At 67.2% G+C, this 23999-nt stretch carries 21 protein-coding genes; 13 read left to right on the top strand and 8 right to left on the bottom strand.

Features of this window, described 5'->3' with window-relative positions; genetic code table 11:
- Positions 1 to 28: 28 nt before the first annotated feature.
- From B0I00_RS07295 to B0I00_RS07285, 3 genes are all read right to left on the bottom strand, one after another.
- Positions 29 to 1756, bottom strand: a complete 1728-nt coding sequence (locus B0I00_RS07295; protein ID WP_100867142.1) for an N-acyl-D-amino-acid deacylase family protein — start codon at positions 1754 to 1756, stop codon at positions 29 to 31.
- 77 nt (positions 1757 to 1833) lie between these two features.
- Positions 1834 to 2463: a hypothetical protein gene (locus B0I00_RS07290; RefSeq protein ID WP_100866733.1), complete on the bottom strand. Its 630-nt coding sequence runs from the start codon at positions 2461 to 2463 to the stop codon at positions 1834 to 1836.
- Positions 2460 to 3584 (bottom strand): serine hydrolase domain-containing protein, encoded by a 1125-nt coding sequence (locus B0I00_RS07285; protein ID WP_100866732.1) that lies wholly within the window; start codon positions 3582 to 3584, stop codon positions 2460 to 2462. The genes B0I00_RS07290 and B0I00_RS07285 overlap by 4 nt, the downstream gene beginning before the upstream one ends.
- A 61-nt stretch (positions 3585 to 3645) precedes the next feature.
- On the opposite strand from B0I00_RS07285, the gene B0I00_RS07280 reads away from it, so the two are divergent.
- The 5 genes from B0I00_RS07280 (at position 3646) to B0I00_RS07260 (ending at position 9431) form a co-directional block, all read left to right on the top strand.
- On the top strand, positions 3646 to 5307 hold the full coding sequence (locus B0I00_RS07280) for an NAD+ synthase (RefSeq protein WP_100866731.1): 1662 nt from the start codon (positions 3646 to 3648) through the stop codon (positions 5305 to 5307).
- Positions 5304 to 5804 (top strand): hypothetical protein, encoded by a 501-nt coding sequence (locus tag B0I00_RS07275; RefSeq protein ID WP_100866730.1) that lies wholly within the window; start codon positions 5304 to 5306, stop codon positions 5802 to 5804. Before B0I00_RS07280 ends, B0I00_RS07275 begins: the two co-directional genes overlap by 4 nt.
- A 27-nt stretch (positions 5805 to 5831) precedes the next feature.
- Entirely contained in the window at positions 5832 to 7151 is a 1320-nt protein-coding gene (gene gltX / locus B0I00_RS07270) for a glutamate--tRNA ligase (protein WP_100866729.1), read from the top strand.
- A 248-nt stretch (positions 7152 to 7399) separates the two neighbouring features.
- Positions 7400 to 8428 (top strand): aspartate-semialdehyde dehydrogenase, encoded by a 1029-nt coding sequence (locus tag B0I00_RS07265; protein WP_100866728.1) that lies wholly within the window; start codon positions 7400 to 7402, stop codon positions 8426 to 8428.
- Positions 8429 to 8495: 67 nt separating this feature from the next.
- Positions 8496 to 9431 (top strand): hypothetical protein, encoded by a 936-nt coding sequence (locus B0I00_RS07260; RefSeq protein ID WP_100866727.1) that lies wholly within the window; start codon positions 8496 to 8498, stop codon positions 9429 to 9431.
- Here B0I00_RS07260 and B0I00_RS07255 read toward each other — a convergent pair.
- Genes B0I00_RS07255 through B0I00_RS07245 form a run of 3 tightly spaced genes read right to left on the bottom strand, consistent with a single transcriptional unit; the run spans position 9421 to position 14715 of the window.
- A complete protein-coding gene (locus B0I00_RS07255; RefSeq protein ID WP_100866726.1) occupies positions 9421 to 10203 on the bottom strand; it encodes a 3-hydroxybutyrate dehydrogenase in 783 nt (260 codons plus the stop codon). The two genes, B0I00_RS07260 and B0I00_RS07255, sit on opposite strands and share 11 nt — an antisense overlap.
- 49 nt (positions 10204 to 10252) lie before the next feature.
- Positions 10253 to 13000 carry a [protein-PII] uridylyltransferase gene (locus B0I00_RS07250; RefSeq protein WP_100867141.1) on the bottom strand — a complete coding sequence of 916 codons (2748 nt, stop codon included), beginning with the start codon at positions 12998 to 13000 and terminating at the stop codon, positions 10253 to 10255.
- On the bottom strand, positions 12997 to 14715 hold the full coding sequence (locus tag B0I00_RS07245) for a class I adenylate-forming enzyme family protein (RefSeq protein ID WP_100866725.1): 1719 nt from the start codon (positions 14713 to 14715) through the stop codon (positions 12997 to 12999). The genes B0I00_RS07250 and B0I00_RS07245 overlap by 4 nt, the downstream gene beginning before the upstream one ends.
- Positions 14716 to 14873: 158 nt before the next feature.
- Between B0I00_RS07245 and lgt the strand changes: the two genes are divergently transcribed.
- The 6 genes from lgt to B0I00_RS07215 all read left to right on the top strand — a co-directional run bounded on the left by lgt (position 14874) and on the right by B0I00_RS07215 (position 19760).
- Positions 14874 to 15788 carry a prolipoprotein diacylglyceryl transferase gene (lgt, locus tag B0I00_RS07240; RefSeq protein ID WP_198519166.1) on the top strand — a complete coding sequence of 305 codons (915 nt, stop codon included), beginning with the start codon at positions 14874 to 14876 and terminating at the stop codon, positions 15786 to 15788.
- On the top strand, positions 15785 to 16852 hold the full coding sequence (locus B0I00_RS07235) for a class I SAM-dependent methyltransferase (RefSeq protein WP_100866724.1): 1068 nt from the start codon (positions 15785 to 15787) through the stop codon (positions 16850 to 16852). Before lgt ends, B0I00_RS07235 begins: the two co-directional genes overlap by 4 nt.
- Positions 16853 to 16899: 47 nt before the next feature.
- Positions 16900 to 17826 carry an NAD(P)/FAD-dependent oxidoreductase gene (locus tag B0I00_RS07230; protein WP_100866723.1) on the top strand — a complete coding sequence of 309 codons (927 nt, stop codon included), beginning with the start codon at positions 16900 to 16902 and terminating at the stop codon, positions 17824 to 17826.
- A gap of 75 nt (positions 17827 to 17901) precedes the next feature.
- Positions 17902 to 18531: a lysophospholipid acyltransferase family protein gene (locus B0I00_RS07225; RefSeq protein ID WP_232730159.1), complete on the top strand. Its 630-nt coding sequence runs from the start codon at positions 17902 to 17904 to the stop codon at positions 18529 to 18531.
- On the top strand, positions 18524 to 19312 hold the full coding sequence (locus tag B0I00_RS07220; RefSeq protein ID WP_100866721.1) for a DUF1295 domain-containing protein: 789 nt from the start codon (positions 18524 to 18526) through the stop codon (positions 19310 to 19312). The genes B0I00_RS07225 and B0I00_RS07220 overlap by 8 nt, the downstream gene beginning before the upstream one ends.
- A gap of 46 nt (positions 19313 to 19358) precedes the next feature.
- Entirely contained in the window at positions 19359 to 19760 is a 402-nt protein-coding gene (locus B0I00_RS07215) for a hypothetical protein (RefSeq protein WP_100866720.1), read from the top strand.
- 25 nt (positions 19761 to 19785) lie between these two features.
- Here B0I00_RS07215 and B0I00_RS07210 read toward each other — a convergent pair whose 3' ends face one another.
- Entirely contained in the window at positions 19786 to 21588 is a 1803-nt protein-coding gene (locus B0I00_RS07210) for a bifunctional metallophosphatase/5'-nucleotidase (protein WP_100866719.1), read from the bottom strand.
- Between the two features lie 151 nt (positions 21589 to 21739).
- Between B0I00_RS07210 and B0I00_RS07205 the strand changes: the two genes are divergently transcribed.
- Positions 21740 to 22384: a TetR/AcrR family transcriptional regulator gene (locus B0I00_RS07205; RefSeq protein ID WP_100866718.1), complete on the top strand. Its 645-nt coding sequence runs from the start codon at positions 21740 to 21742 to the stop codon at positions 22382 to 22384.
- An 87-nt stretch (positions 22385 to 22471) separates the two neighbouring features.
- The gene (locus tag B0I00_RS07200; protein ID WP_100866717.1) at positions 22472 to 22873 is read left to right on the top strand and encodes an acyl-CoA thioesterase; all 402 of its coding nucleotides are present in this window, start codon (positions 22472 to 22474) and stop codon (positions 22871 to 22873) included.
- Between the two features lie 9 nt (positions 22874 to 22882).
- Here the strand turns inward: B0I00_RS07200 and B0I00_RS07195 are convergent, their stop codons facing one another.
- Positions 22883 to 23947 carry a sensor histidine kinase gene (locus tag B0I00_RS07195; protein ID WP_100866716.1) on the bottom strand — a complete coding sequence of 355 codons (1065 nt, stop codon included), beginning with the start codon at positions 23945 to 23947 and terminating at the stop codon, positions 22883 to 22885.
- Positions 23948 to 23999 lie beyond the last annotated feature (52 nt).

Below are 23999 nucleotides of genomic sequence, written 5' to 3'. Positions count from 1 at the left end.
CGAACGGTTCGCCGCCTCCACAGCCATGTCAGGCCGCGCGGACCAGTCGCCCGGGCAGCGCGCCGGTCGCCTCGCCATTGCGATAGGTGACCTGGCCCGACACCAGAGTGGCGCGGTAGCCGTCGGCCCGCTGCAGCAGGCGCTTGCCTCCGGCCGGCAGGTCATAGGCCATTTCCGGACGCCGCACCGCAAGGCGTGCGAAGTCGATCACGTTGAGATCGGCCTTGAGGCCTGGCGCGATCCTGCCGCGATCGGCAAGGCCCATGGCGAGCGCGTTGGCGCTGGTCTGGCGGCGAACCAGTTCCTCCACGCTGAGCCGGCCCGCTGCGCGGTCGCGGCCCCAGTGCGAGAGGAGATAGGTGGGGAAACTGCCATCGCTGATCAGGCCAACGTGGGCCCCACCATCGCCCAGCCCCATCAGCGTGTTGGGCGCAGCCAGCATCTCGCCCGTCGCGTCGAGGTTGTATGCCGCATAATTGGCGAAGGGCCGCAGCATGAAATCGCGGCCGCCGTTGGCGATCATCGCGTCGTAGGCAAGGTCGAAGGCATCGCGTCCTTCGCGCAGCGCCTGGTTGGCGAGCGAGGTTTCCTCTGCCGGTTCGTAATTGGGCGGATCGCCCAAGGGGAAGATCATGCGGAAATCGGTGGTCAGGCGGGCGCTGGTCAGCACCTGGTTCTGCGGCCCGAGCGCCGCCTCGCGCGCGGCGGCAAGCAGCGTCTCGCGGAAGTGCGGATCGCGCATCGCGGCCAGCCGCTGGTCGAATGGCAGGTCGGCGATGGTCTTGTAGGGCGCCAGATGCGAGAACGGGCTGGCGCTGGCCTGGAGCCCCAGCAGCACGCCGATCGGACGCGGGGCGACCTGGGCGCGAATGTCCTGGCCGTCCTCCACCGCCTGGTCGATCAGCCCCAGAAGGTGCCGCCAGCCGTCCGGCTGCGAATGGCTTTGCCCGAGCGACAGCGACAGCGGCCGGCCCGACGCCTCCACGATTCGCCGGACCATCGCGAATTCGGTATCGACGTCAGGCTGGTTGAAGTCCGAGATGAGTTCGAAAACGCCCGATCCGGCGTCACGCAAGCCCAGGGCAATTGCAGTCAGCTCGTCCTCGGTCGCGCGCAGCGAGGGCGTGGGATCGCCCTTGACCGTACGGTGGTTGAGCGTGCGCGAGGTGGACACGCCAACGGCCCCGGCGCGCATCGCCTCGGCGGTCAGGCGGCGCATTTCGGCGTTGTCCTCGGCCGTCGCGGCTTCGAGGTTGGCGCCGCGCTCGCCCATGACGAAGACGCGCAGCGCGCCGTGGGGCAACTGGGCGCACAGATCCATGTCGCGCGGCCGCGCCTCAAGTGCGTCCATGTAGTCGGGAAAGCTGCGCCAGTTCCACGACAGCCCTTCGTGCAGCGCAGTGCCGGGGATGTCCTCCACCCCTTCCATCAGTTCGACGAGGCGGTTGCGGTCTTCGGGCTTGACCGGCGCAAATCCGACCCCGCAGTTGCCCATCACCGCGGTGGTTACGCCGTGCCACGACGAGGGTGCAAGCTGGCTGTCCCAGGTGGCCTGACCATCGTAGTGCGTGTGGATATCGACGAAGCCCGGGGTAACCAGCAATCCGCGCGCGTCGATTTCCTCCGCGCCGTTATCCTCGACCTTGCCGACCGCGACGATCCTGCCGTCGGCGATGCCGACATCGCCTTCGAAGCTTGTCGCACCCGTCCCGTCGACGATCGTCCCGCCGCGGATCACGCAATCGAGCCTGGCCATGCCCGCATCCTTTCCCATTCGTTTAACTGTTCGATTAAACGCCGGGACTGCCGCGCGGTCAAGCGCGGATCGACCGATCAGTACATCATCCAGCCGGGCATAGCTGCTGCTGTGCCCATCGCGGTAAAGCGGACCGGATCGCCCTTCGGCGCTTCTCCCGAATTATAGCGTTCGCGCAGCTGCCCCGAAACGTGGAACCCGATGGGTGCGTCCGCACCATCGGGCCGGAGGATCGGCGCGACGACGACGTCGAGCATGGCAAGTTCCGCGCCGCGATGGAACGAGCGGAACGGCCGCGCCTGCCCGGCCCGGTTGATCTGCAACCCGAGGCTATCGAGTTCATAACCGGTTTCCTCGTCGGCCCAGCGCCAACCGAGCGATATCTGCCCTTCGTCGCGCATCTGGCGCTGGGACGCTTCCTCGACCAGATCGGGCGGGGGCGTCCACGGATCGGTGCCAAACTGGGCGAACAGGCCGATGCGGCTGGGCAAGCCGAGCTTGCGATCGTCGACGGTGGCCCTTGCAACATCGCGCCAGACGGTGAAGTAGGGCGTCAGCGGCGACCGCGTGCTGAGGCCCCAGAACCGGTCGTGCAACTCGTTCCCGGATCGCTTCGTCTCGGCCGGAACCGGGGTATAGGACAGCAGGGTGCCGCCGCCGGTCCAGTCATGGTTCAGCCAGGCGACCGGCTCCGGCCCCTGGCTCACTGGCCGGCGTAGGCCTGCCGTTCGAGCGCGCCGAAGGTGCTCAATGCCCCGGCATCGCCGAACGGGCTGAGCTGGCTCATCATCACGCCGCCCACGCCCTTGTCGGGATCGATCCAGTAATAGGAATTGAAGATCCCGGCCCACGACAGGCTGTTCGGACTGCGGCCACCGGACTGGCCTTGCGGCAGGGTCAGGAAACCCAGGCCCCAGCCGGTGTGCTGGTCGGGGAACTGGTCGAACACCGGGGCGAGGTGCGGCAGGGCGCTGCCCATGCGCCCGGCGCGCAATTCGCCGATCTGGTTGCGGGCCATTTCGCGAACGGTTTCTTCCTTGAGCACCCGCTGGCCGTCGAGCTCGCCCCCGCGCAGGATGGCGCGCACGAAGCGGGCATAATCGGGCGCGGTGCCGATCAGGCCGCCGCCGCCGTTGTGGTATTCGCCCCCGCCGATGAACATCGGTTGCACCGCCAGACTGCCATCCTCGGTGCGAACGTGAACCTGGGCCGCGCCTTCGGGCAGGCTGTCGGCAAAACGGGTATGGGTCATGCCGAGCGGGCCGAAGATGTGATCCTGCATGTAATCGCCCAGCGCCTGTCCGGTCAGCGCTTCGACCGCGAGGCCGGCCCAGTCGATCCCGACCGAATATTCCCAGCTGTCCCCCGGATCGAACATCAGCGGCATGCGGATCGCGTCCTTGGAACCGGGCGCCGGCATCCCCACCGCCGAAAAGTACTGGAGAATCTCCGGGTGGACGAAGAAATAGCCCAGGCCCGAGGTGTGGGTCAGCAGGTGGCGCATCGTGATCGGACGCGCGGCGGGGCGCAGCCGGGGCTTGCCCGCTTCATCGAAGCCGGTCAGCACCTGCGGGTCGGCAAGATCGGACAGCACATCGCCGATCGGCGCGTCGAGGTCTAGCTTGCCCTGTTCGACCAGTTGCATGACCGCCACGGTCACCAGCGCCTTGGTCATCGAGGCGATCTGGAACGGCGTGTCCTCGGCCAGCGGAGCACCGCTGTCGACGTCGGTCACGCCCAGCGCCCGGGCATAGCGAACCCCGTCCCGGTCCACGATCATGCCCACCGCACCTGGCAGGTTGGCGGCGGCAAAGGCCTCTTCGAACATCGCTCTCTCCCGTTGTCTTACCCGCCTTGGCTAACGCGCGCGCTGCCCTTAGGGAAGAGGGATGACCGATCGCCTTGTCATCACCCTTGCCCAGTTGAACCAGGTCGTCGGCGATATCGCCGGCAATGCGCGGGCCATGCTCGCCGCGCGCGAACGTGCCCGAGCGGCCAAGGCGGACATGATCGTGTTCCCCGAAATGCAGCTTATCGGCTACCCGCCCGAGGATCTGGTGCTGAAGCCCGCACTGATCGAGCGCGCGGCGATCGAGCTGGAGCAGATGGCGCTGGAAACCGCCGACGGCGGACCGGCCATGCTGGTCGGTTCGGTCTTCGTGCGCGACGGCAACCTGCACAACGGCATCGCGCTTCTGACCGAAGGCAAGGTTGCGCAGGTTCGCTTCAAGCACGAACTGCCCAACTACGGAACTTTCGACGAGGTGCGCCTGTTCCAGCCCGGCCCGCTGCCCGAACCGATCGTGTTCAAGGGCGTGATGATCGGCCTGCCGATCTGCGAGGATATCTGGCATCCCGACGTGTGCCGGCACCTCGCCGATTTTGGCGCGGAGCTGCTGCTCTGCATCAACGGCAGCCCCTACGAGATCGACAAGGACACCCTCCGGATCGACGGCGTGGCCAAGCGCCGCGCGGTCGATAACGGCTTGCCGCTCGCCTACCTCAACCGCGTGGGCGGGCAGGACGAGCTGGTGTTCGACGGGGCCAGCTTCGTCGTCAACGGCGATGGCAGCCTTGCCGTGCAGATGACCGACTGGGAAGAGGCCGAGGTCACCACCTTCTGGACCAGGACCGCGACCGGCTGGCGCTGCGACAAGGGCGAAATCGAGCCGCTGGCCGACCACCCGGAGGATATCTACTGCGCCATGGTCATGGCGCTGCGCGACTATGTCGACCGCAACCGCTTTCCCGGCGTGGTCCTCGGCCTGTCGGGCGGGATCGACAGCGCGATCTGTGCCGCCATCGCCGCCGACGCCCTGGGCCCGGAGCGGGTCTGGGCGGTCATGCTGCCGAGCCGCTTCACCAGCCAGTTGAGCCTCGACCTTGCCACCGACTGCGCGCGGATGATCGGCTGCAAGTACGAGACGATCCCGATCAATCCGGCGGTCATGGCCTTTGACGAGATGCTGTCGGGCACCTTCGCCGATGCCGAAGTCGATATCACCGAAGAGAACGTCCAGTCGCGTATCCGCGGGGTGACGCTGATGGCGATCAGCAACAAGTTCGGCCCGATGCTGCTGACCACCGGCAACAAGAGCGAGATGAGCGTCGGCTATGCCACCATCTATGGCGACATGGCGGGCGGCTACAATCCGCTCAAGGACGCCTACAAGATGACGGTCTTCGCGATCAGCGAATGGCGCAACCGCCACAAGCCCAAGATCGGCCTCGGCCCCGATGGCCCGGTCATGCCCGAAGGGATCATCACCCGGCCCCCGTCCGCCGAACTGCGCCCCGATCAGAAGGACGAGGATTCGCTGCCTCCCTACAAGGTGCTCGACGGGATCCTCTTGGGCCTGGTCGAACACGAGAAGAGCGTCGATCAGCTTGCCGCCGAAGGCTTCGATCGCGACACGGTGGTGCGGATCGAACGGCTGCTCAACCTGGCCGAATACAAGCGCCGCCAAGCGCCCCCCGGGGTCAAGCTCGGCACCCGGAACTTCGGCCGCGACCGCCGCTATCCGATCACCCATTCGTTCCGTTCGGCATGAAAGGGCTGCATTCGCTGCTGGCGGCTGCGTTGCTGGCGGCCTGCACCGCCCCGGCTCCCCCGGCGGACAAGACGCCAAGCGAGACCCCGAGCACCGATGCGGAACTCCCGGCGCCGCCAGCGTCGGCCGGGCTACCTGCTCCGACGACCCTGGCCGGCGAGTGGAAGATCGTCACCATCGACGGCGAGGACTTCAACGAGCCCTACGGCCTGGCATTGAGCGCCGACGCCAGCAAGGTGTGGTGGGAACCGCGCTGCGCCGGGATGGTCCGTGGCTACACGATCGAGGGTCCTGTCATCCGGATCGGGCGCGCGCCTTCGCTTGGACCGCCGCTGGCGCCGGGCACCCCGCCCCCGCCGGTCTGTGCCATCGGCCTGCCCCCGCGCCTGCCCGAAGCGGTCCGCGCGCTCGACGCCGCCACCGCGATCCGCCGCACACCGTCAAACGGCGTCGAACTGTCGGGCGGGGGGCATTCGCTGCTGCTGTTCTCGCAATAGCGAAAATATCCAGCTAAGGGCGCGGGCATGACCGTCACCACCCGCTTCGCCCCCTCACCCACCGGCACGCTGCATGTCGGCAACGTGCGCACCGCGCTGCACAATTGGTTGCTGGCGAAGAAGCATGGCGGGCGCTTCCTGCTGCGGATCGACGACACCGACACCGAGCGCAGCCGCGAGGAGCACGTCGCCAGCATCAAGGCCGATCTCGAATGGCTGGGCCTGCACTGGGACGGCGAGGAACGCCAGTCGGCGCGGTTCGATCTCTACGAGGCGGAGTTTGCAAAGCTGGTCGCCTCGGGGCGGGTCTATCGCTGCTACGAAACAGCGCAGGAACTGGATCTCAAGCGCAAGGTGCTGCTGGGCCGAGGTCTGCCGCCGATCTACGACCGCGCCGCGCTCGGTCTCACCCAAGCCGACCATGCCGCCAAGGCTGCGGCGGGTGAGACGCCGCACTGGCGCTTCCTGCTCGACCGCGAGGCCGTGATCGAATGGACCGACGGCATTCGTGGCCCCCAGCATTTCGATCCCGCCAAGATGAGCGACCCCGTGGTGCGCCGCGCCGACGGATCCTGGCTCTACCTGCTGCCAAGCGTGATCGACGACATCGCGATGGGCGTGACCGACGTGTTGCGCGGCGAGGATCACGTCTCGAACACCGCCAGCCAGGTCCAGATGTTCGAGGCGCTGGGGTCAAAACCGCCGCGCTTCGCCCACGAAGCGCTGCTCGTCGGGACCGAAGGCAAGCTGTCCAAGCGGCTCGGTTCGCTCGGCATGGATCACCTGCGCGACGAGGGGATCGAGCCCGAGGCACTGGTGGCCCTGCTCGCCCGGCTCGGCACCAGCGATCCGGTCAATCCCGAACTCGATGCCGCGGCGCTGGCAACAGCTTTCGATCTTGCCCACTTCGGCCGTGCCCCGGCGCGGTTCGACGAGGCCGAACTGCACCGCGTCAACGCCGGCGTGGTTCACCGCCTGCCCTTCGCCCGCGTCGCCCACCTCCTGCCTGACGGCATGGGCGAGGCCGCGTGGGACGCGATTCGCCCCAATGTCGAGCATATCGCCGAGGCGGCGGACTGGTGGCAGGTGGTGACCGGGCCGGTTCCGGCACCCGCGCTGTCCGACGATGATCGCGCCTTCGTGACGGCGGCATCTGCAACCCTGGCGCAGACCGGAGCCGACTGGGCGGCGCTGACCGCAGCCCTCAAGGCCGCCACCGGCCGCAAGGGCAAGGCGCTGTTCCTGCCGCTTCGTCAGGCGCTTACCGGCCGCGACCATGGTCCGGACATGGCGGCGCTGCTGCCCCTGATCGGCACGGACGAAGCAGCGCGGCGGCTGACCGCCTAACAATATTCTACGCTGCACCGCAAAAACCGTTTTACATTGCGCAGCTCGCGCCCTAGGGGCGCCCGCGATGCTCACGACGCGCACCCCGATTACTACCATCAAACCGACCGCCACGGCGGGAACGGTTGTGGGATCGCGCGTCTAAGGCACCCCAACCCGCCCCGCACCAGAGCAGGCGGGGCTTTCCAAACCGGAACACGATACAACCCGGCCCTGCTCTTTCGAACATACGAAGGAGTTTGACGATCATGGTTCAGCGTTTCGCCCCCGGGCAGAAGATCAATGTCGGCGTCGTCGGCGCAACCGGCCTCGTCGGATCGATGATCCGCCGGCTGCTGGCCGAGCGCAATTTCCCGGTCGGCACCCTGCGCCTGTTCGCTTCGGCCCGTTCGGCCGGCAAGGAACTGGACGGCGTGGTGGTCGAAGACGCCGCGACGGCAGATTTCTCCGGCCTCGACGTGGTACTGTTTTCGGCCGGGGGATCGACGTCGAAGGCGCTGGCGCCGAAGGCCGCGGCAACCGGCGCGATCGTGATCGACAACTCCTCGGCCTGGCGCTCTGATCCCGAGGTGCCGCTGGTCGTCGCCGAGGTTAACCCCCACGCGCTCGATCACCTGCCCAAGGGGATCATCGCCAACCCCAACTGCACCACCATGGCGGCCATGCCGGTGCTGAAGGTGCTGCACGACGAGGCCGGCCTTCGGAAGCTCGTCGTCTCGACCTACCAGGCGGTATCGGGCGGCGGCCTCGAGGGGATCGACGTGCTCGCCCGGCAGATCGACCATGTCGGTGGCCAGGCGCGTGAACTGGCCGAAGGCGGCCATGACGACCTGCTGCCCCAGGCCGAAAAGTGGGCCGTGCCGATCGCGCACAACGTCGTGCCGCTTAACTACGTCTACGCCGAGGACGGCTACACCGAGGAAGAGATCAAGCTGCGTGACGAAAGCCGCAAGATCCTCGAGATCCCCGGCCTGCCGGTGGCGGGTACCTGCGTGCGCGTCCCGGTCTTCACCGGCCATTCGCTGTCGATCAACGCCGCCTTCGACCGCCCGATCAGCGTCGAGCGCGCGCTCGAGCTGCTGAAGGACGCGCCCGGCGTGGTGATCAGCGAAGTGCCCAATCCGCTCGAGGCCACCGGCCAGGACCCCGTCTTCGTCGGCCGCGTGCGCAAGGACCCGACCGAAGAGAACGGCCTCGCCCTGTTCGTGGTCGGCGACAACCTGCGAAAGGGCGCCGCATTGAACGCTGTGCAGATCGCGGAAGTGCTGCTGGGCTGATCGACGTGGCCTGCCGCCCGTGCGATTGCTGTTGCCATCGCGCCGCTGGCAAGCAATCGTCCGTGTCGTGCTGCGGCTGCTTCTCCTTGCTCTGGCGCTGATCATAGCAATCGGCCCTGCGCGCGCGCAGACCATCGACAAGGACCGCGAACTTTACGCGGCGATCACCCGGCAGGTCGATCTCGGCGAGCCCTATTACCGGGCGGCGACCGACCTGCAGCGCGCCAATGGATATCCGGTGCGGCCGTTCTACACGGTCCGTCCGCCGACCCTGACGTGGCTCGCGGCGACCGTCGGGCCGCTGGGGCTCGTGATCCTTGCCTATGCGGCGGTACTGGTCGGCGTTTTCGGCGCGATGCAGGGAATCGAGGATCGCCGCCAGCGGCTTACCTTCGTCGCGCTCTATGCCGTGGCAAGCGGTGCGATCGTTTCACCGGCATCGCTGCAATTCACCGAGTTGTGGTGCGGCCTGCTCGCTTCAGCCGCCTTGTGCTGGACGAATTGGAGGACACGCCTTGCCCTGGCGGCTGCCGCCGCCCTGTTCCGCGAGTTCGGCGCCTTGTTGATTTGCGCGATTCTCGCCTTCGCTATCCTCGCGGGTAAACGCCGCGAAGCCGCCTGGGCCGCTGCCGCATTGGTCGTACTGGGGGCGCTGCTCTACCTCCACGCCCAAGCGGTGCTCAGCTATGCCATGACGGGCGACCCGGCCTCTCAGGGCTGGTTTGCCTTGCGCGGTCCTGCCGGATTGGTCAGCGATCTTGCCAAGGTGACGGCCTACGGGTTCCTTCCAGCCTGGGCAATCTATGCCGCCGTCGTGCTGTCCCTGATCGGCTGGCTGCGCCGGTCCCCGTTGACAGGAATCTGGCTGGGCGGCTTTTCCCTTACCGTCATGGTCGCATCGCGTCCGGACAATTACTATTGGGCGCAGGTGCTGATGCCGCTTCTGCCCGCCGGCCTCGCGTTCCTGATCCCCAGGCAGCGCCCGTCGCCAATCACTCCATGAACCAGCCGTGGCTGACCACCAGGCTCTGGCCGGTCAGCGCGTTGGTGGGGAAGGCAGCGAACAGCAGGGCGACTTCGGCGACGTCCTCGATCGAGGTGAACTCACCGTCGACGGTCTGGCCGAGCATGACTTTCTTGACCACCTCGTCCTCGGATATGCCCAGTTCCCTGGCCTGTTCGGGGATCTGCTTGTCGACGAGCGGCGTGCGCACGAAGCCGGGGCAGATGACGTTGGAGCGCACGCCGTGCTGACCGCCCTCGCGCGCGATGGTGCGGGCAAGGCCCAGCAGGCCATGCTTGGCGGTGACATAGGCGCTTTTGAGGGGGCTGGCGGTCTTGGAATGGACCGAGCCCATCAGGATCACCGCGCCTGACCCTTGCGCGATCATGTGCGGCATCACGGCCTTGCTGGTCAGGAATGCGCCGTCGAGATGGATCGCCAGCATCTTCTTCCAGTCGGCATAGGCGAAATCCTGCACGGGGTTGACGATCTGGATCCCCGCATTCGAGACCAGCACGTTGACCGTGCCCCACTGCGCGACCACCGCAGCAGTACCGGCGTTGACCTGGTCCTCGCTGGTCACGTCCATGGCAACGGCCATCGCGCTGCCCGCCCGCGCGGCATTGAGACCATCCGCAGCGGCCTGCGCTGCAACCAGGTTGAGGTCGGCAATGGCGACTTTCGCGCCGGCTTGCGCAAAGCGCGTGGCGATACCAAGGCCGATGCCGCTGGCGGCACCGGTGACGATGCAAATCTTGTTGGTCAGGTCCATCGCAGCAGCCTAGCCGCAATTCGTGCTGCGCCGCAACACGCCTTCGCGGTCAGGCGGCCGCCACCTCGACGGTGTCTTCGCTCGCCGCCTCGAGCAGGCGCTTCTCGACTGCCTTGAAGCGCTGCGGGCCATCGATCTTCTCGCCGAGGATATCGGTGACGTAAAAGGTGTCCGCAGCGCGTTCGCCGTAGGTCGCGATATGCGCTGAATGGACGATCAGCCGGGCTTCGAACAGCGCGCGGGCCAACCGGTTGAGCAGCGCCGGACGGTCGCGGGCGCCTACCTCGATCACGGTGAAGCGGTTCGACGCCTGGTTGTCGAAATCGACGCTCGGCCGCACCTCGAAAGCATCGGCGCGGGGCCGGGCCAGCGGACGCGCCGCCAGCTGCGGCACAAGCTTGACCCGGCCCATCAGCGCATCGCCGATCATGGTCTTGATCCGGGCGAGCTGGCTGTCTTCGGAGAAGGGGCGTCCGAGCGGGTCCTGGACCAGGAAGTTGTCGACTGCCATGCCGTTGCGGGCGGTATGGATGCGCGCGTCGATGATGTTGCCGCCTGCCAGGTGGATGCCGCCCGCGATGCGGTAGAACAGCCCCGGATGGTCGGCGGCGATGACCGTGACCAGCGTCGCTCCGCGCGCGGCGTAATATTCGGTGTGCACATCGAGCGCCTGGCCCTTGGCGCCGTGCAGCTGCTTGAGGTTCATCGCGATGATATCATCGGGTTCGGCGATCCAGTAGGCGTCGCCAAGCTGCTTGCCCAGCCGCTCGACCAGGCCGGCTTCCCCGCCCAGACGCTCGCGTACGGCCTGTTTCTTGGCGGCGATGCGCTGTTCGCGCCCATGCTGGACGTAGCCGAGGCGCAGGCGTTCCTCCGCAGCCCCGTAAAGCTCCGCGATCAGCTGGCGCTTCCAGCCGTTCCACACCCCGGGGCCGACGGCGCGGATATCGACGATGGTCAGCATCGACAGCAGCCGGAGCCGCTCGATCGACTGGACCACGGCGACGAAGTCGGTGATCGTCTTCCAGTCGGCCAGGTCGCGCTTGAAGGCGGTGGCGCTGAGCAGCAGGTGGTATCGCACCAGCCAGGCGACGAGATCGGTCTCCTTCTCGTCCAGCCCCAGCCGCGGGCAGAGCTTGCGCGCGACCTCGGCGCCCAGTTCGCTGTGATCGCCGCGCCGGCCCTTGGCGATGTCGTGAAGCAGGATCGACACGTAGAGCACGCGCCGGTTGATCACCTTGTGGATGATCGCGGTGGCGAGCGGGTGGTCCTGCTTGAGTTCGCCTTTCTCGATCCGGGCCATCAACCCGATGGCGCGGATGGTGTGCTCATCGACCGTGTAATGGTGGTACATGTCGAACTGCATCTGGGCGTTGACCCGACCGAAATCGGGCACGAAGCGGCCGAAGACCCCGGCTTCGTTCAGCCAGCGCAGCGCGTTTTCGGGATCGTGGCGGCTGGTCAGCAATTCGAGGAACAACGCATTGGCGCGAGGCTCGGTGCGGACGGTATCGACGCGCCGCGCATCGCGCACTGCAAGGCGCATGGCGTCGGGATGAAGTTCCAGGCCGTTCTGGTCGGCCAGCACGAAGATTTCGATCAGCCGCGCGGGATCTTCGGCGAACCAGGTGTCGGACGGCACGTTGATCCGCCCGCCGAACAGGACATAGCCCTTGAGCACGCGCTTGCGGGCGCGGAACCCCGCCAGCAGCCCGCGCGGCTGGCGCCTGGCGAACTGGTCGTCGAGCTGGGCGAGGAACAGCCCGGTCAGGTGTCCGACGCGCTTCGCCTGCAGGAAGAAATACTGCATGAAGCGTTCGACCGCGCTCTTGCCCGGGCGGTCCGCGAACTGCATCCGCGCCGCCACCTCGCGCTGGAGATCGAAGGTCAGCCTGTCCTCGGCCCGTTTGGTGATGGTGTGAAGGTGGCAGCGCACTGCCCAGAAGAAGTTCTCGGCGCGGCGGAACGATCGGTATTCGGCCGGGGTCAGCAGGCCTACATCGACGAGTTCGGACACGTCGCGAACGTGATGGATGTACTTGCCGATCCAGTAGAGCGTGTGAAGGTCGCGCAGCCCGCCCTTGCCCTCCTTGACATTGGGTTCGACGACATAGCGGCTGTCGCCCAGCTTGACGTGCCGGTCGTTGCGTTCGCCCAGCTTTTCGGTGACGTATTGCCGCTCGGTCCCGACGACGACTTCGGCCCAGAATCGGGCCATGGCCTGGTCGAACAGTGCCTGGTCGCCCCACACGTAACGCCCCTCGAGCATGGCGGTGCGGATTGTCAGGTCGCTGCGCCCCATGCGCACCATGTCGTCGAGGCTGCGGCTGGACTGGCCGACCTTGAGCCCCAGGTCCCACAGGAAATAGAGGATCGCCTCGATCACCTGTTCGCACCAGGCGGTCTGCTTGCCGGGCGTGACGAAGGCGATGTCGACGTCCGAATGCGGCGCCATTTCGCCGCGTCCATAGCCGCCGACCGCCATGATGGTCAGCCGCTCTCCGGTCGAGCGGTTGTTGGCCGGGTAGACGTCGTGGGTGACGTGATCGTGGATCAGGCGGATCAACTGGTCGGTGAGGAAGGACTGGGCCTCGGCGCAGTCGTGCCCGGCGGAGGGTTTCTGGGCCAGGCGCCGGGCGATCTCGTCCCGCCCGGCCGCCAGCGCGCCGCGCAGCAACTCGACGATCTGCGGGCGCGCCTTTGCGGCACCGGCGGCCGCCACCGCGGCGGCGACGCCTTCGGCGAGCGCGCGCCGATCGACGATAGCACGCTGGTTCGGGATGCGCGGAGCCTTCAGGCCGGGTTCGTCTGTTCGTTTTCCCACACGGTCAGGTAACGGGCCTTGAGGGTCCGCTTGTCAACCTTTTCGGTGCCAAGCCGGGGCAGGGTCTCGTGTTCCTGCCACAGCCGGACCGGAACCTTGAACGGGGCGATCCGGGCCAGCAGGAAGGCGCGCAATTCATCCTCGCACAGCTCCTCGCCTTCCTTGACGAGGTAAACCCCGGTGGGCTGTTCGCCCATCCGTTCGCAGGGCATGCCGAAGACGCTCGCCTCGGCGACCTTGGGGTGGGCGTAGATCGCCTGCTCCACCTCGATGCAGCTGATGTTCTCGCCGCCGCGGATGATGATGTCCTTCTTGCGGTCGACGATGAACAGGTAGCCGTCGGCGTCGAGGTAGCCGAGATCGCCCGAGCGAAACCAGCCGTCGGGCATGATCGCGGCCTGGGTCGCCTCGGTGTTGTTCCAGTAGCCGAGGAAGTTGCAGACCGTGCGGATCGATACCTCTCCCACTTCGCCCGCCGGCAGTTCGCGGCCCGCATCGTCGAGGATCCCGAGTTCGACGAGCGGTTTCGAGGCAGTCCCGGTCGAGCCGGGCTTGGCCAGGTAGTTCTCGTTGAAGTTGCCGCAGCCGACGCCGTTCGTTTCGGTCAGGCCATAGCCCAGCAACGGGAAGGCGTGGGGCAGCGCCTCGCGGATACGGGTGACGTGATCGACCGGGCGCGGCGCGCCGCCGGCGGCAAAGGACACGCAGGACGACAGGTCGTACTTGTCGCGGTCCGGATGGGTGGCGATCTCGAAGCTCATCAGGGGCACGCCGACGAAATAGGTGACCTTTTCCTTCTCGATCAGGCGCATCGCCTCTTCCGCGCTCCACTTGGGCATGAGCACCAGCTTGCGACCGATGGCGAAGCTCTGCAGGAACAGCGGCACTTCGCCGGTGACGTGGAACAGCGGCACGTTGACGAGGCTACAGGGCTGCGAACCCTCGGCCGGCGCCTCGCCCCTGGCGGTCAGGTAGGTCAGCACCATCAGCGACTGCGCGGCATAGTTCATCGTCCCCTGCACGACGCCGCGGTGATCGGAATAGGCACCCTTGGACTGCCCGGTGGATCCCGAAGTGAAGAGGATCGTGGCCAGATCGTCGCCGGTCAGGTCGGGCAGCTCGGTAGCCTCGTCCCCGCCCCTGGCCAGCAGCGGAGCAAGGCCGGCGCGCCAGTCGGCGTCGTGCCCGAACACGACGAGCTGGCCCGGATAGGTTTGCCCGGCCAAGCGCGCGGCGCGCTGCTCGTCGGCAAGGACCAGACTGCATCCGGCAAGGCGCACGCCCTCGGCCAGTTCCTCGCCGCTCCACCACCCGTTGAGGAGCGTGGCGCAGCCGCCCGCCATCAGCGTGCCGAGATAGGCCACGATCCAGTTGATCGAATTGCGCGCGGCAATGCCGATCCGGTCGCCGCGCTTGACACCATGTCCGGCCACCAGCCCGCCGGCGATCGTGCGCGCGGCGGCGTGAACCTGGGCAAAGGTCATCCGCATGTCGCCTTCGACGAGGAATTCCTTGTCGCCCTGCTCGGCACAGTAATGCGCGAAATAGTGCACCAGCGTGGGCGGCGCATGCTTGAACATCGGCAGGGCGCGGCCAAACCGTTCGAAGGGAACGGTCTCCAGCGGCGCTCCGGGCGCGGTCAGTCGGCCGATGATATCGGTGAGGGCAGTATCCAGTTCGCTAGCCATGCGGCTTCCTTTTCCCGTAAATCCGCCGGCGCGCCCTTCTCGCGCCAGCGACCGGTTTGTTTCCGGCACCTGATGTGCCACAAGCGCGATCGATACAGGGGGCGGTGTGACCGGCCCCTTCGCATTTGCGGTCAAGATTTGCTTAAGGGGTTAACCACTTGCTGTCACTATCGCTTGCCGCCGCAGCGGCACAGGCGCCCATCCATTTCGAGGACCTGGGGCTGCGCAGCTACCTGTTCGCCTTCGAAACGCCGCTCGGCCTGTTCCAGCTGCGCTGGTACAGCCTGGCCTATCTGGCCGGGATCATCGGCGCCTACGTGGTCGTCCTCAAGATGATCAAGGCGCCCGGCGCGCCGCTGGCCCAGCGCCATGCCGACGACCTGTTCTTCTATTGCACACTCGGCGTGATCCTGGGCGGACGGCTGGGCTATGCGACGTTCTACACCGGCGGCGATACCGGGCTGCCCAGCCTCTGGGCGCATCCGTCCGAACTGGTCAAGCTGTGGACCGGCGGGATGAGCTTCCACGGCGGCCTCGTCGGCGTGCTGGTCGCGATCGCCTGGGTCTGCTGGAAGAACGGCCTGAGCTTCCTGCGCGTAGCCGACTATGTCGCCGTGCCGGTGCCGCTCGGGATGCTGTTCGGGCGCCTGGCCAACTTCGTCAACGGCGAGCTGTGGGGCCGCGTCGCCGGGCCCGACGTGCCTTGGGCGATCGTCTTTCCCGGCGCCGGTCCGCTGCCCCGTCATCCCAGCCAGCTTTACGAAGCGCTGCTCGAAGGCCTGCTGTTGCTGGTCGTGATGCTGGTGCTGTTCTGGAAAACAAAGGCACGTTGGCGGCCGGGTCTGCTGGTCGGCACCTTCGCCTTCGGCATCGCGCTCGGCCGGTTCGTCGTGGAATTCTTCCGCGAGCCCGACGCCCAGCTGCAGACCTTCGCGCAGCAAACCGGGCTGTCGATGGGCCAGTGGCTGACCCTGCCGCTGATGGCGGTCGGGCTGTTCTTCGTCGTCCGCGCGCTGATGCGGCCCGCGCTGGGCGCCGCCCCTGCCGTTCCGGTCGCCACCGACCCGGCATGATCGGCGACGAATCGCCGTCCGTCCCGCTGGCTAAGGTGTTTCGCCGGCTGATCGCAAACACCGGCCCGATCAGTCTGATGCACTACATGGGTGAGGCAAACGCCCGCTATTACGACGCGCGCGATCCGTTGGGCAGTGGCGGCGATTTCGTCACCGCGCCCGAGATCAGCCAGATGTTCGGCGAACTGATAGGGCTGTGGCTGACCGACATCTGGACGCGCGCCGGTCGGCCCCAACCCGTCCATTACGTCGAGCTGGGCCCCGGCCGCGGCACGCTGGCTCGGGATGCGCTGCGCACGATGAAGCGCATGGGCCTTGAACCCGTGGTCCATCTGGTCGAAGCCTCGACCGCTTTGAAGGACCTGCAGCTCGCCGCAGTGCCCGAAGCCCAGTGGCACGCCGACCTGTCGAGCGTACCGCTGACCGGCCCGCTGCTGATCGTCGCCAACGAGTTCCTCGACGCGCTGCCGGTGCGGCAACTGGTCAGGACCGGGGCCGGCTGGCGCGAACGCATGGTCGTCGCCGAGGGCGACCGCTTCGCCTGTGTCGCCGGCACGCAGCCGATGGACGCCGCCGTTCCAGAAGCGCGGCGCGAGGCCGAGGAAGGCACGATCATCGAGACCTGCCCCGGCGCGGCGGCCATACTCTACGAGGCCGCGGGGCGGCTCGTCGCGCAGGGCGGCGCGGCGCTGTTCATCGACTATGGCCACGACCGGCTGCGCGACGGATCGACGCTGCAGGCGGTGCGCCGGCACCAGAAGGTCGATCCCTTCAGCGACCCGGGCGAGGCGGACCTGACCGCCCATGTCGATTTTGCCACGGCCATGCAGATCGCCAGTTCGCGGGGCTGCAAGGTCATGGGCACGGTGCCGCAGGGCCGCTGGCTGCGCGACCTCGGGATCGAGACGCGGGCGCAGGCTCTCGCCTCCGCCGCTCCCCACCAGGCGGATGCCATCCTCGGCGCCATGGACCGGCTGGTCGGCGACGAGCAGATGGGCACGCTGTTCAAGGTGATGGGTCTGGCCGGACCGGACTGGCCCGACGGGGCGGGCTTTTCGCACTAGCGACACCTCCGCGTGGAGCCTTGCATGCCTCCGTGCGTTCACCGGCCATGAACCACACCGATCCGCCCGTCGATTGCGTGATCGTCGGCGGCGGCCCGGCAGGGCTGACCGCGGCGATCTATCTCTCGCGCTTCCGCCGCCGGGCGGTGCTGTTCGATCGCGGCGGCAGCCGGGCAGCGATGATTCCGCGCAGCCACAACCACGCTGGCTATCCCGATGGCATCCCCGGCACCGAACTGCTGCGCCTGATGGCCGAACAGGCGCTCAAGTACGGCGCCGATATCCGGCAGGGCAACGTCACCGGGATCGCCCGCGCCGGCGAAGACTGGTGCCTGTCGGCGGGTTCGGACACGATCGTCGCTCGCAGCGTGCTGTTCGCGACCGGGGTCGACAACCGCTATCCCGACATCCCCAAGGATGTCCACGACGCCGCCCTGAACGCCGGCCAGCTGCGCTACTGCCCGGTCTGCGACGCCTTCGAGGCCAGTGGCCAGCGCATCGCGGTGGTCGGCGCGGAAAGCCACGGCGTGGCCGAGGCGCTGTTCCTGCGACACTATTCGCCGATGGTCTCGCTTCACACCCGCGAGGAGTGCGAACTGCACGAGAAGGACCGCGACGACCTGGCCCGCGCCGGGGTCGGCTGGGATCCGCGCCCGGTGGTCCGCTATGCCTTCGATGCCGATGCCGTGCGGCTGCATTTCGCCGACGGCTCTGCGATCGAGGTCGACACGATCTACCCCGCCTTGGGTTCCGATCCGAACGTCGAGCTGATCGCCCAGCTCGGCTTCCGGCTCGACGGGGACCGCTGCGTCCTTACCGACAGCCATCAGCGCATGGGGTTGTCCGGGCTCTATGCGGCGGGAGATGTCGTTGCCGCGCTCGACCAGATCAGCGTCGCCATGGGCCATGCAGCGGTTGCCGCCACGACCATCCACAACGATCTGCGCGACCGCGACGGCCAGACCCCGGCCTGACCCCGCCGCTCTGAACCCCAAGGGACACTGGCTTTGCCGCGCGGGCCTGCTAAGCCCATGGGCAGGAGAGAATGCTTGCCCGATCACACCATCACCCGGCGTGAGGCGCCGCTGTCGCGGCTGGTCAAGGCGCTGCTGCTGGCGCTGTACCGCTGGAAGGGCTGGACCCTGGTCGAGACCGCGCCGGTGCCCCGCCGCTGCGTGATCCTGGGCGCGCCGCATACGTCGAATTGGGACTTCGTCTTCTTCCTCGGCGCGACAAACCAGCTTGGCATACGCCCGAACTTCATGGGCAAGCTCAGCCTGTTCGCCTGGCCGATGACCCGGTTCATGCACGACATGGGCGGGGTGCCGGTCGACCGTTCGAAGCGGGCCAACTACGTCGATCAGGTCGTCGCCGAGTTCGCACGGCGGGACCACCTGGCCCTGGTCATTGCGCCCGAAGGGACGCGCGGCGCGGTCAATGCTTGGCGCTCGGGCTTCTATCACATCGCCCACGGCGCGGGCGTGCCGATCGTCCCGGCCTGGGTCGATAACGCCGCGATGACCGGCGGGGTCGGGCCGGCGATCGCGACCACCGGCGATTTCGACGCCGATCTCGGCCGGATCGCCGCCTACTACCGCTCGGTCATGCCCGATCACCCCAAGCTGGCCGCGCTATACCGCCAGGCCGGCCTGATCGGGTTGGAGCGCGGCGATGGTTGAGACGCTGCTGGTCAACCTGGCCGTGCTGGCGGTGCTGATGCTTGGCCTCTGGGCCGTGGCGGTGCGGATCGGCGATGTCTCGTTCATCGACGCGGTCTGGGCGCTCGGCATGGTCGCCATGGCGGGGGCGAGCTGGCTGCAGCGGGCCGAACCCGGCACCCGTGCAACTTTGCTCCTCGCCATGACCGCGATCTGGGGCCTGCGGCTCGGCCTGCACCTCCTGGCCCGCTGGCGCCGCCAGGGCGAGGATCCGCGCTATGCCCGAATGCTGGGCAAGGCGCGGGATGCCGGACGCTTTGCCAGCGCGGCGCTAGGCATGGTCTTTGCCCCGCAGGCCCTGCTGCTGTTCCTGGTCTGCCTGCCCGCGCAGCTCGGCATATTGGCCGCGCCGATGCCGCTGGGCCCGCTCGGCTATGCCGGGTTCGCGCTGTGGCTGATTGGCGTGATTTTCGAATCACTGGGCGATGCCCAACTCAAGGCCCACCGCGCCGATCCGGCGCGCAAGGGCCAGGTGCTCGACACCGGGCTGTGGCGCTATACCCGCCACCCCAACTATTTCGGCGATTGCTGTGCGTGGTGGGGCATCTGGCTGGTTGCTGCGGAAGCCGGCCCGCTCGTCGCACTGGCGAGCCTGCCCGGCCCCCTGTTCCTGACCTTCACCCTGACCCGCTGGTCGGGCAAGCCGCTGCTGGAGCGCGGCCTTGCCAGGACCCGGCCAGGCTATGCCGACTACGTAAAGCGGACCTCGGGCTTTTTTCCGTGGCCGCCGAAACAGGGCTGACACTGGCGCGTTTTATCCTGCGACCATCGCAACGAGAGGACCTGCCATGCGATCGATCCTGATTCCGCTTGCCGCCCTGGCTCTGCTTGCCGGTTGCAAGGGCAACGCGCCCGAACCGGCCGCAAGCGATACGACGACCGCTGCTGCCGATGGCGTATCCATGCCGGCGCTGCCAACCGATCCCCGCGCCACCGTCACCGTGCCGGGCAGCTACGCCAGCAACGGCAATATCCTTGTCCTTGGCGCCGATGACAGCGCAGTACTGACCGACGCGGCGGGCAAAGAGACCAAGGGCAAGTGGGCCTGGTACTCGGACGGTAAGCGCATCCTGCTGACCGCCGACAAGTCGGTCTTCGCCGTAGCCGACGGCGCGCTTTACAAGCTGGCCGACAAGGACGCCCCGCTGACCGGGCTTACGGCCGACCAGATCTGGGCCAAGGCGCGCTGAACATTCCTTCCTGGGCCGGAGCGGCCTAGCGGTAGCGCACCCCCGGCGGCGTCGTCGATCGCACCGTGTTGAGCGCAGGGTTACGGTCGATCTCGCGCGCATCGGTCGGGCCCGCGCGCGGCGGCCTGGCGGCAAGCCAGGCTTCCAGCGCATCGATATCGACCGCCCCGCGCGTCTTGTCGCGGCCCTTGGCAAAGCCGGTGAACGTATCCCCGCCATTGGCGAGGAAACTGCTGACCGTCACGCGATAGCTGGACGCGGGGTCTATCAGCTTCCCGTCAAGGCTCATCGCCACGATCCGGTCCCCCAAGGGACGCGCGCGGTCGTATTCGAAGACGAAGCCTGCGGACGGGGTCAGGATCTGTTCCGGACCGCTAGCGTCGAACCCCTGTTCGAGAATCGCCTTCAATTCCGCCCCTGTATAGGTCAGGGTGTAAAGGTCGTTGTTGAACGGCTGAACCGCGTAGATGTCGCCGAAAGTCACGCTGCCATCGGCGGCCGGGGTCAGCGAGCGGCGCACCCCGAACGGGTTCATGAAGCTGATCTGCGCCCCGGCCGCGCGCGTCGCGGCAAGCTGCGCATCGGCGATCAACTTGCCCAGCGGGCCGCCGGTGTTCTGGGTCTCGCCGTCCGACTTCGCGAGCGGTGCGGCCAACCAGCCGACCTTGCGCTGCGAAAAGGCGCGCGCCGCCTCGACATAGCGATCGACGTAGGCCTTGACGTCGGCACGCGGTGCGAAGGCCGGCAGCGCCGGATCGACCGGTATCGGCTTTTGCGGCGAGACATAGGCTTCGGACTGGACGATGACGTTCTTCGCCTTCTTGGCGACGACGCGGCCGGCCCTGGGATCGATGTCGAGCGTGATGTCGGTCACGAGGCCGCCCCAGACCCCGGCGCTGGTCAAGAGGAAGGGCTTTGCCGCGTTGTACTTCGCGTAGTCGCAGACATAGGACCAGTGCGTGTGGCCCGAAACCACCACGTCGATGCGCGGGTCGAGCCGGTCGAGGATCGGCCGGATTGCCGAGTTGAGCCCTTCGCAGCCGTTGGGATCGGGATTTCCCGTCGTGCGCCCGCCTTCGTGGATCAGCAGGACCACGGCGTCGGCGCCCTGCCGCTTCAGCCCGTCGACCAGCGCGTTGGCGGTGTCGGCCTCGTCGGCAAAGCGCACCTTGGCGGCGACGTCGGGCGGGATCAGCGCGCCGGTATCCTCCAGCGTCATGCCGATCAGGCCGACCGTCACCCGGTCGCGCCCCTTGCCGAACTGGCGCAGCGCGGTGGCGGGGAACAGGGTCTTGCCATCGGGCAGGAAGACGTTGGCCGCCAGATAGCCGAAGCGCGCGCCGTCGAATTTTTCGACCTGGCAGGGTTCGCGCTTGGTGTACTTGCTGCACCCGCCGGTCTGCTTGCGGCGCAGTTCCTCGATCCCGACGTCGAATTCATGGTTGCCGACAGCCGCGAAATCGAGCCCGGCGCGGCTGAGCGCACCAATCGCCGGTTCGTCGACGAACAGCGCCGAGGTGATCGGGGTTCCGCCGATCAGGTCGCCCGCGGCGACAGTCAGGCGGTTGGCATATTGGCCGCGCACCGCATCGAGCGCGCTGGCGAGGTAGGCTGCGCCGCCGGCCGGAATCTGGCGCAGCCCGCCCTTGCCGTCGGGGGTCAGCACCGACTGGCGCGGCGGTTCGAGGTTGCCGTGGAAATCGTTGATCGCTGCGATCCCTACGGTGACCGTGCGCGGCGCGTTGGCGGCGCTTTCGACCCCGGGCTGGGCGGCGCAGGCGGCCAGAAACGGCAGGGCGAAAAGCGGCAGTCGGCGAAGGAGAATCATCAGGGCACCAGAGGTTTGCGACCGCGTCTGTCCTAGCGCGCGGAGCGGTGGATACAAGGCTTGCATATTATCCGAACACGTCGGTTTCTTGAAAATTCGACGCCGAAGATTATAAAGGGAGAAAGGCAAAAGCCTTGGGGAGATCACTGCAATGCCAAGGCCGCAGAGCGATATCGACGCGGGACGAGAGCGTCTGGTGGAACAGGCGATCGCCCTCATCGAGGAGCGCGGCAACAGCGCGATCACCATGACCGAACTGGCCGCGGCGGCTTCGATGTCGCCGGCCAACCTCTACCGCTACTTCGACAGCCGCGACGCGCTGGTCGAGGCGATCGCCGAATACTGGTTCCGCCCCAAGGTCGCGATCATGGAAGAGGTCATCGCCAGCGACCTGACCGCACGGCGCAAGATGTTCGAATTCTTCGCCCGCCGCTTCACCATGATGAAAGAGGAATGGGAGCGCGATCCGCTGGCCTTCGCGGTCTATGTCGAACTGGGCCGCGACAATTTCGAGCAGGTCCGATCCTATGTCGACCTTGGCGACCACTACCTGTCGCTGATCATCGGCGAGGCTATGGCCGAAGGCTATTTCGAGGGTCTGAGCATCGACGAGACGCTGAGCCTCGTGAACCAGATGGTCAGCGTCTACGTCAACATCGGTGCGATGGAGATGGTCATGCCGCGGCTGACCACGGTCAAGCTGGCGCGAATCGTCGATGCGATCTTCGATGGGCTCAGCGCCCGCGACCGCGGATCGGCCGGGCTGGCCGAACTGCGATCGGTGCAGAACGCCTGACAAGGCGGTCCGCGGCTGCGCCGGCGCGCGCCGAACAGCCCGGTTTGGCCTTTGCAGGCGTCCTGCCGCCGTGTTATTGACATCGGGGTGAATAAGGCCAGCCCCCATACCTTCGCCATTGCGGTCGATCCCGGCGACATCGACTTCATGGGCCACGTCAACAACGCCAGCTACCTGCGCTGGGTGCAGGACGCGGTGATCGACCACTGGCGCAGCCTGGCCCCGGCCGAAGCCGTGGCGCAGCACATGTGGGTCGCCCTCAAGCACGAGATCACCTACCTGCGGCCGACCTTCCTCGACGATGAAGTGATCGCTACGGTCCTGCTCGAACGGTTCCAGGGTGCGCGCGCCTTTTACGAAACGGTGATCCGCCGCGGCGAGGACGTCCTGGCCGAGGTCAAGTCGAGCTGGTGCTGCATCGATGCCGCCACGCTGCGGCCAACGCGCCTGGCGCGCGACATCGTGGCGCGGTTCATCCCGGCAGGCTGAGCGGCGCTCTCAGCCCTCGATCGTCTTCATCGTCGACCGCAGGGTAAAGACGATGCCGTCCTCGCCATAGGCGATTTCGGCGGTGCCGCCGAATTCCATCGGCAGCGCGCGGGTGACCAGCCGTGTGCCGAACCCGGCCCGCTCAGGCGCGGCGACCGCGCCTACGCCGCTTTCCCGCCAGGTCAGTTCGAACGGATCGTCGGATCGCGGCCGTCCGCCCTGCCACGAAATCGTGACGGTGCCCCCTTCGCGGGCGAATGCGCCGTACTTGACCGCGTTGGTCGCCAGTTCGTGGAGCGCCAGAACCAGGCCGAACACCTGCTTGCCGACCAGCACCAGCGGCGGCCCGTCGAGAACCAGTGCGTCCTTGTGCGGCAGGTGGGGCGAAAGGGTGCCCGAAACAGCTTCGCGCAGGGGCACGCGGCCAAAGCTGCCATGCAGCAGCAGGTCCTGCGCCGCCGCCAGCGCGGCGAGTCGATCGGCAAAGCGGCGCTGCGGCGAATCGGATCCGCTTTTCGATCCGAACGTCTGCATGCTGATCGCGTTAACAACGCTGAAGGTGTTCTTCATGCGGTGCGCCAGTTCGCCGTTGAGCAGTTCGATCCGCTGCTTGGCGAGGATCGTATCGGTGGTCTCGATCACCGTGTTGAGCACGCCCAGGACCTTGCCGAACTCGTCGCGCACCGGGGTGTAGGAAAAGGTGAACCAGGCCTGTTCAGCGAAGCCGTGGCGTTCGGTGTGCAGCTCCATGTCCTTGAAGAAGGTCGATTCGCCCGCCATGGCGCGGTCGAAGATCGGGCCGATTTCGCCCCACACGTCGCTCCACACCTCGCCCACGGGCCGCCCTACCGCGCAGGGCTTGTCGCCCATCAGCGGCGCATAGGCATCGTTATAGAGCATGAGCCCGTCCGGGCCCCACAGCAAACATTGCGGAAAATGCGACGCGAGCATGGTCGACGTCGTGGTCTTGAGCACCGCGCTCCATGTCTCGGGCGGGCCGAGCGGGTGACCGACCCAGTCGGCACCGCGGATCAGCTCGGCACAGTTCCCCCCGCCTTCCAGAAAGCTCAACATCCCCGGCGAATCCCCAATCTCGCTGGGAACTATGGACAATTTTCGCCGGGTT

This window comes from Novosphingobium kunmingense, from assembly GCF_002813245.1.
Classification (GTDB): Bacteria; Pseudomonadota; Alphaproteobacteria; order Sphingomonadales; family Sphingomonadaceae; genus Novosphingobium; species Novosphingobium kunmingense.
Note: the sequence above shows the minus strand (reverse complement) of the source record. Positions and strands in the feature narration are given on the sequence as shown.

Bases quoted from the DNA above. Each gene is read 5' to 3' on its own strand.
- B0I00_RS07205 (WP_100866718.1), top strand. From the start codon at position 21,740: ATGCCAAGGCCGCAGAGCGATATCGACGCGGGACGAGAGCGTCTGGTG.
- B0I00_RS07245 (WP_100866725.1), bottom strand. From the start codon at position 14,715: ATGGCTAGCGAACTGGATACTGCCCTCACCGATATCATCGGCCGACTG.
- B0I00_RS07295 (WP_100867142.1), bottom strand. From the start codon at position 1,756: ATGGCCAGGCTCGATTGCGTGATCCGCGGCGGGACGATCGTCGACGGG.
- B0I00_RS07230 (WP_100866723.1), top strand. From the start codon at position 16,900: ATGAACCACACCGATCCGCCCGTCGATTGCGTGATCGTCGGCGGCGGC.
- B0I00_RS07215 (WP_100866720.1), top strand. From the start codon at position 19,359: ATGCGATCGATCCTGATTCCGCTTGCCGCCCTGGCTCTGCTTGCCGGT.
- B0I00_RS07210 (WP_100866719.1), bottom strand. From the start codon at position 21,588: ATGATTCTCCTTCGCCGACTGCCGCTTTTCGCCCTGCCGTTTCTGGCC.
- B0I00_RS07255 (WP_100866726.1), bottom strand. From the start codon at position 10,203: ATGGACCTGACCAACAAGATTTGCATCGTCACCGGTGCCGCCAGCGGC.
- B0I00_RS07220 (WP_100866721.1), top strand. From the start codon at position 18,524: ATGGTTGAGACGCTGCTGGTCAACCTGGCCGTGCTGGCGGTGCTGATG.
- B0I00_RS07235 (WP_100866724.1), top strand. From the start codon at position 15,785: ATGATCGGCGACGAATCGCCGTCCGTCCCGCTGGCTAAGGTGTTTCGC.
- gltX (WP_100866729.1), top strand. From the start codon at position 5,832: ATGACCGTCACCACCCGCTTCGCCCCCTCACCCACCGGCACGCTGCAT.
- B0I00_RS07285 (WP_100866732.1), bottom strand. From the start codon at position 3,584: ATGTTCGAAGAGGCCTTTGCCGCCGCCAACCTGCCAGGTGCGGTGGGC.
- B0I00_RS07280 (WP_100866731.1), top strand. From the start codon at position 3,646: ATGACCGATCGCCTTGTCATCACCCTTGCCCAGTTGAACCAGGTCGTC.
- B0I00_RS07265 (WP_100866728.1), top strand. From the start codon at position 7,400: ATGGTTCAGCGTTTCGCCCCCGGGCAGAAGATCAATGTCGGCGTCGTC.
- B0I00_RS07275 (WP_100866730.1), top strand. From the start codon at position 5,304: ATGAAAGGGCTGCATTCGCTGCTGGCGGCTGCGTTGCTGGCGGCCTGC.
- B0I00_RS07195 (WP_100866716.1), bottom strand. From the start codon at position 23,947: ATGTTGAGCTTTCTGGAAGGCGGGGGGAACTGTGCCGAGCTGATCCGC.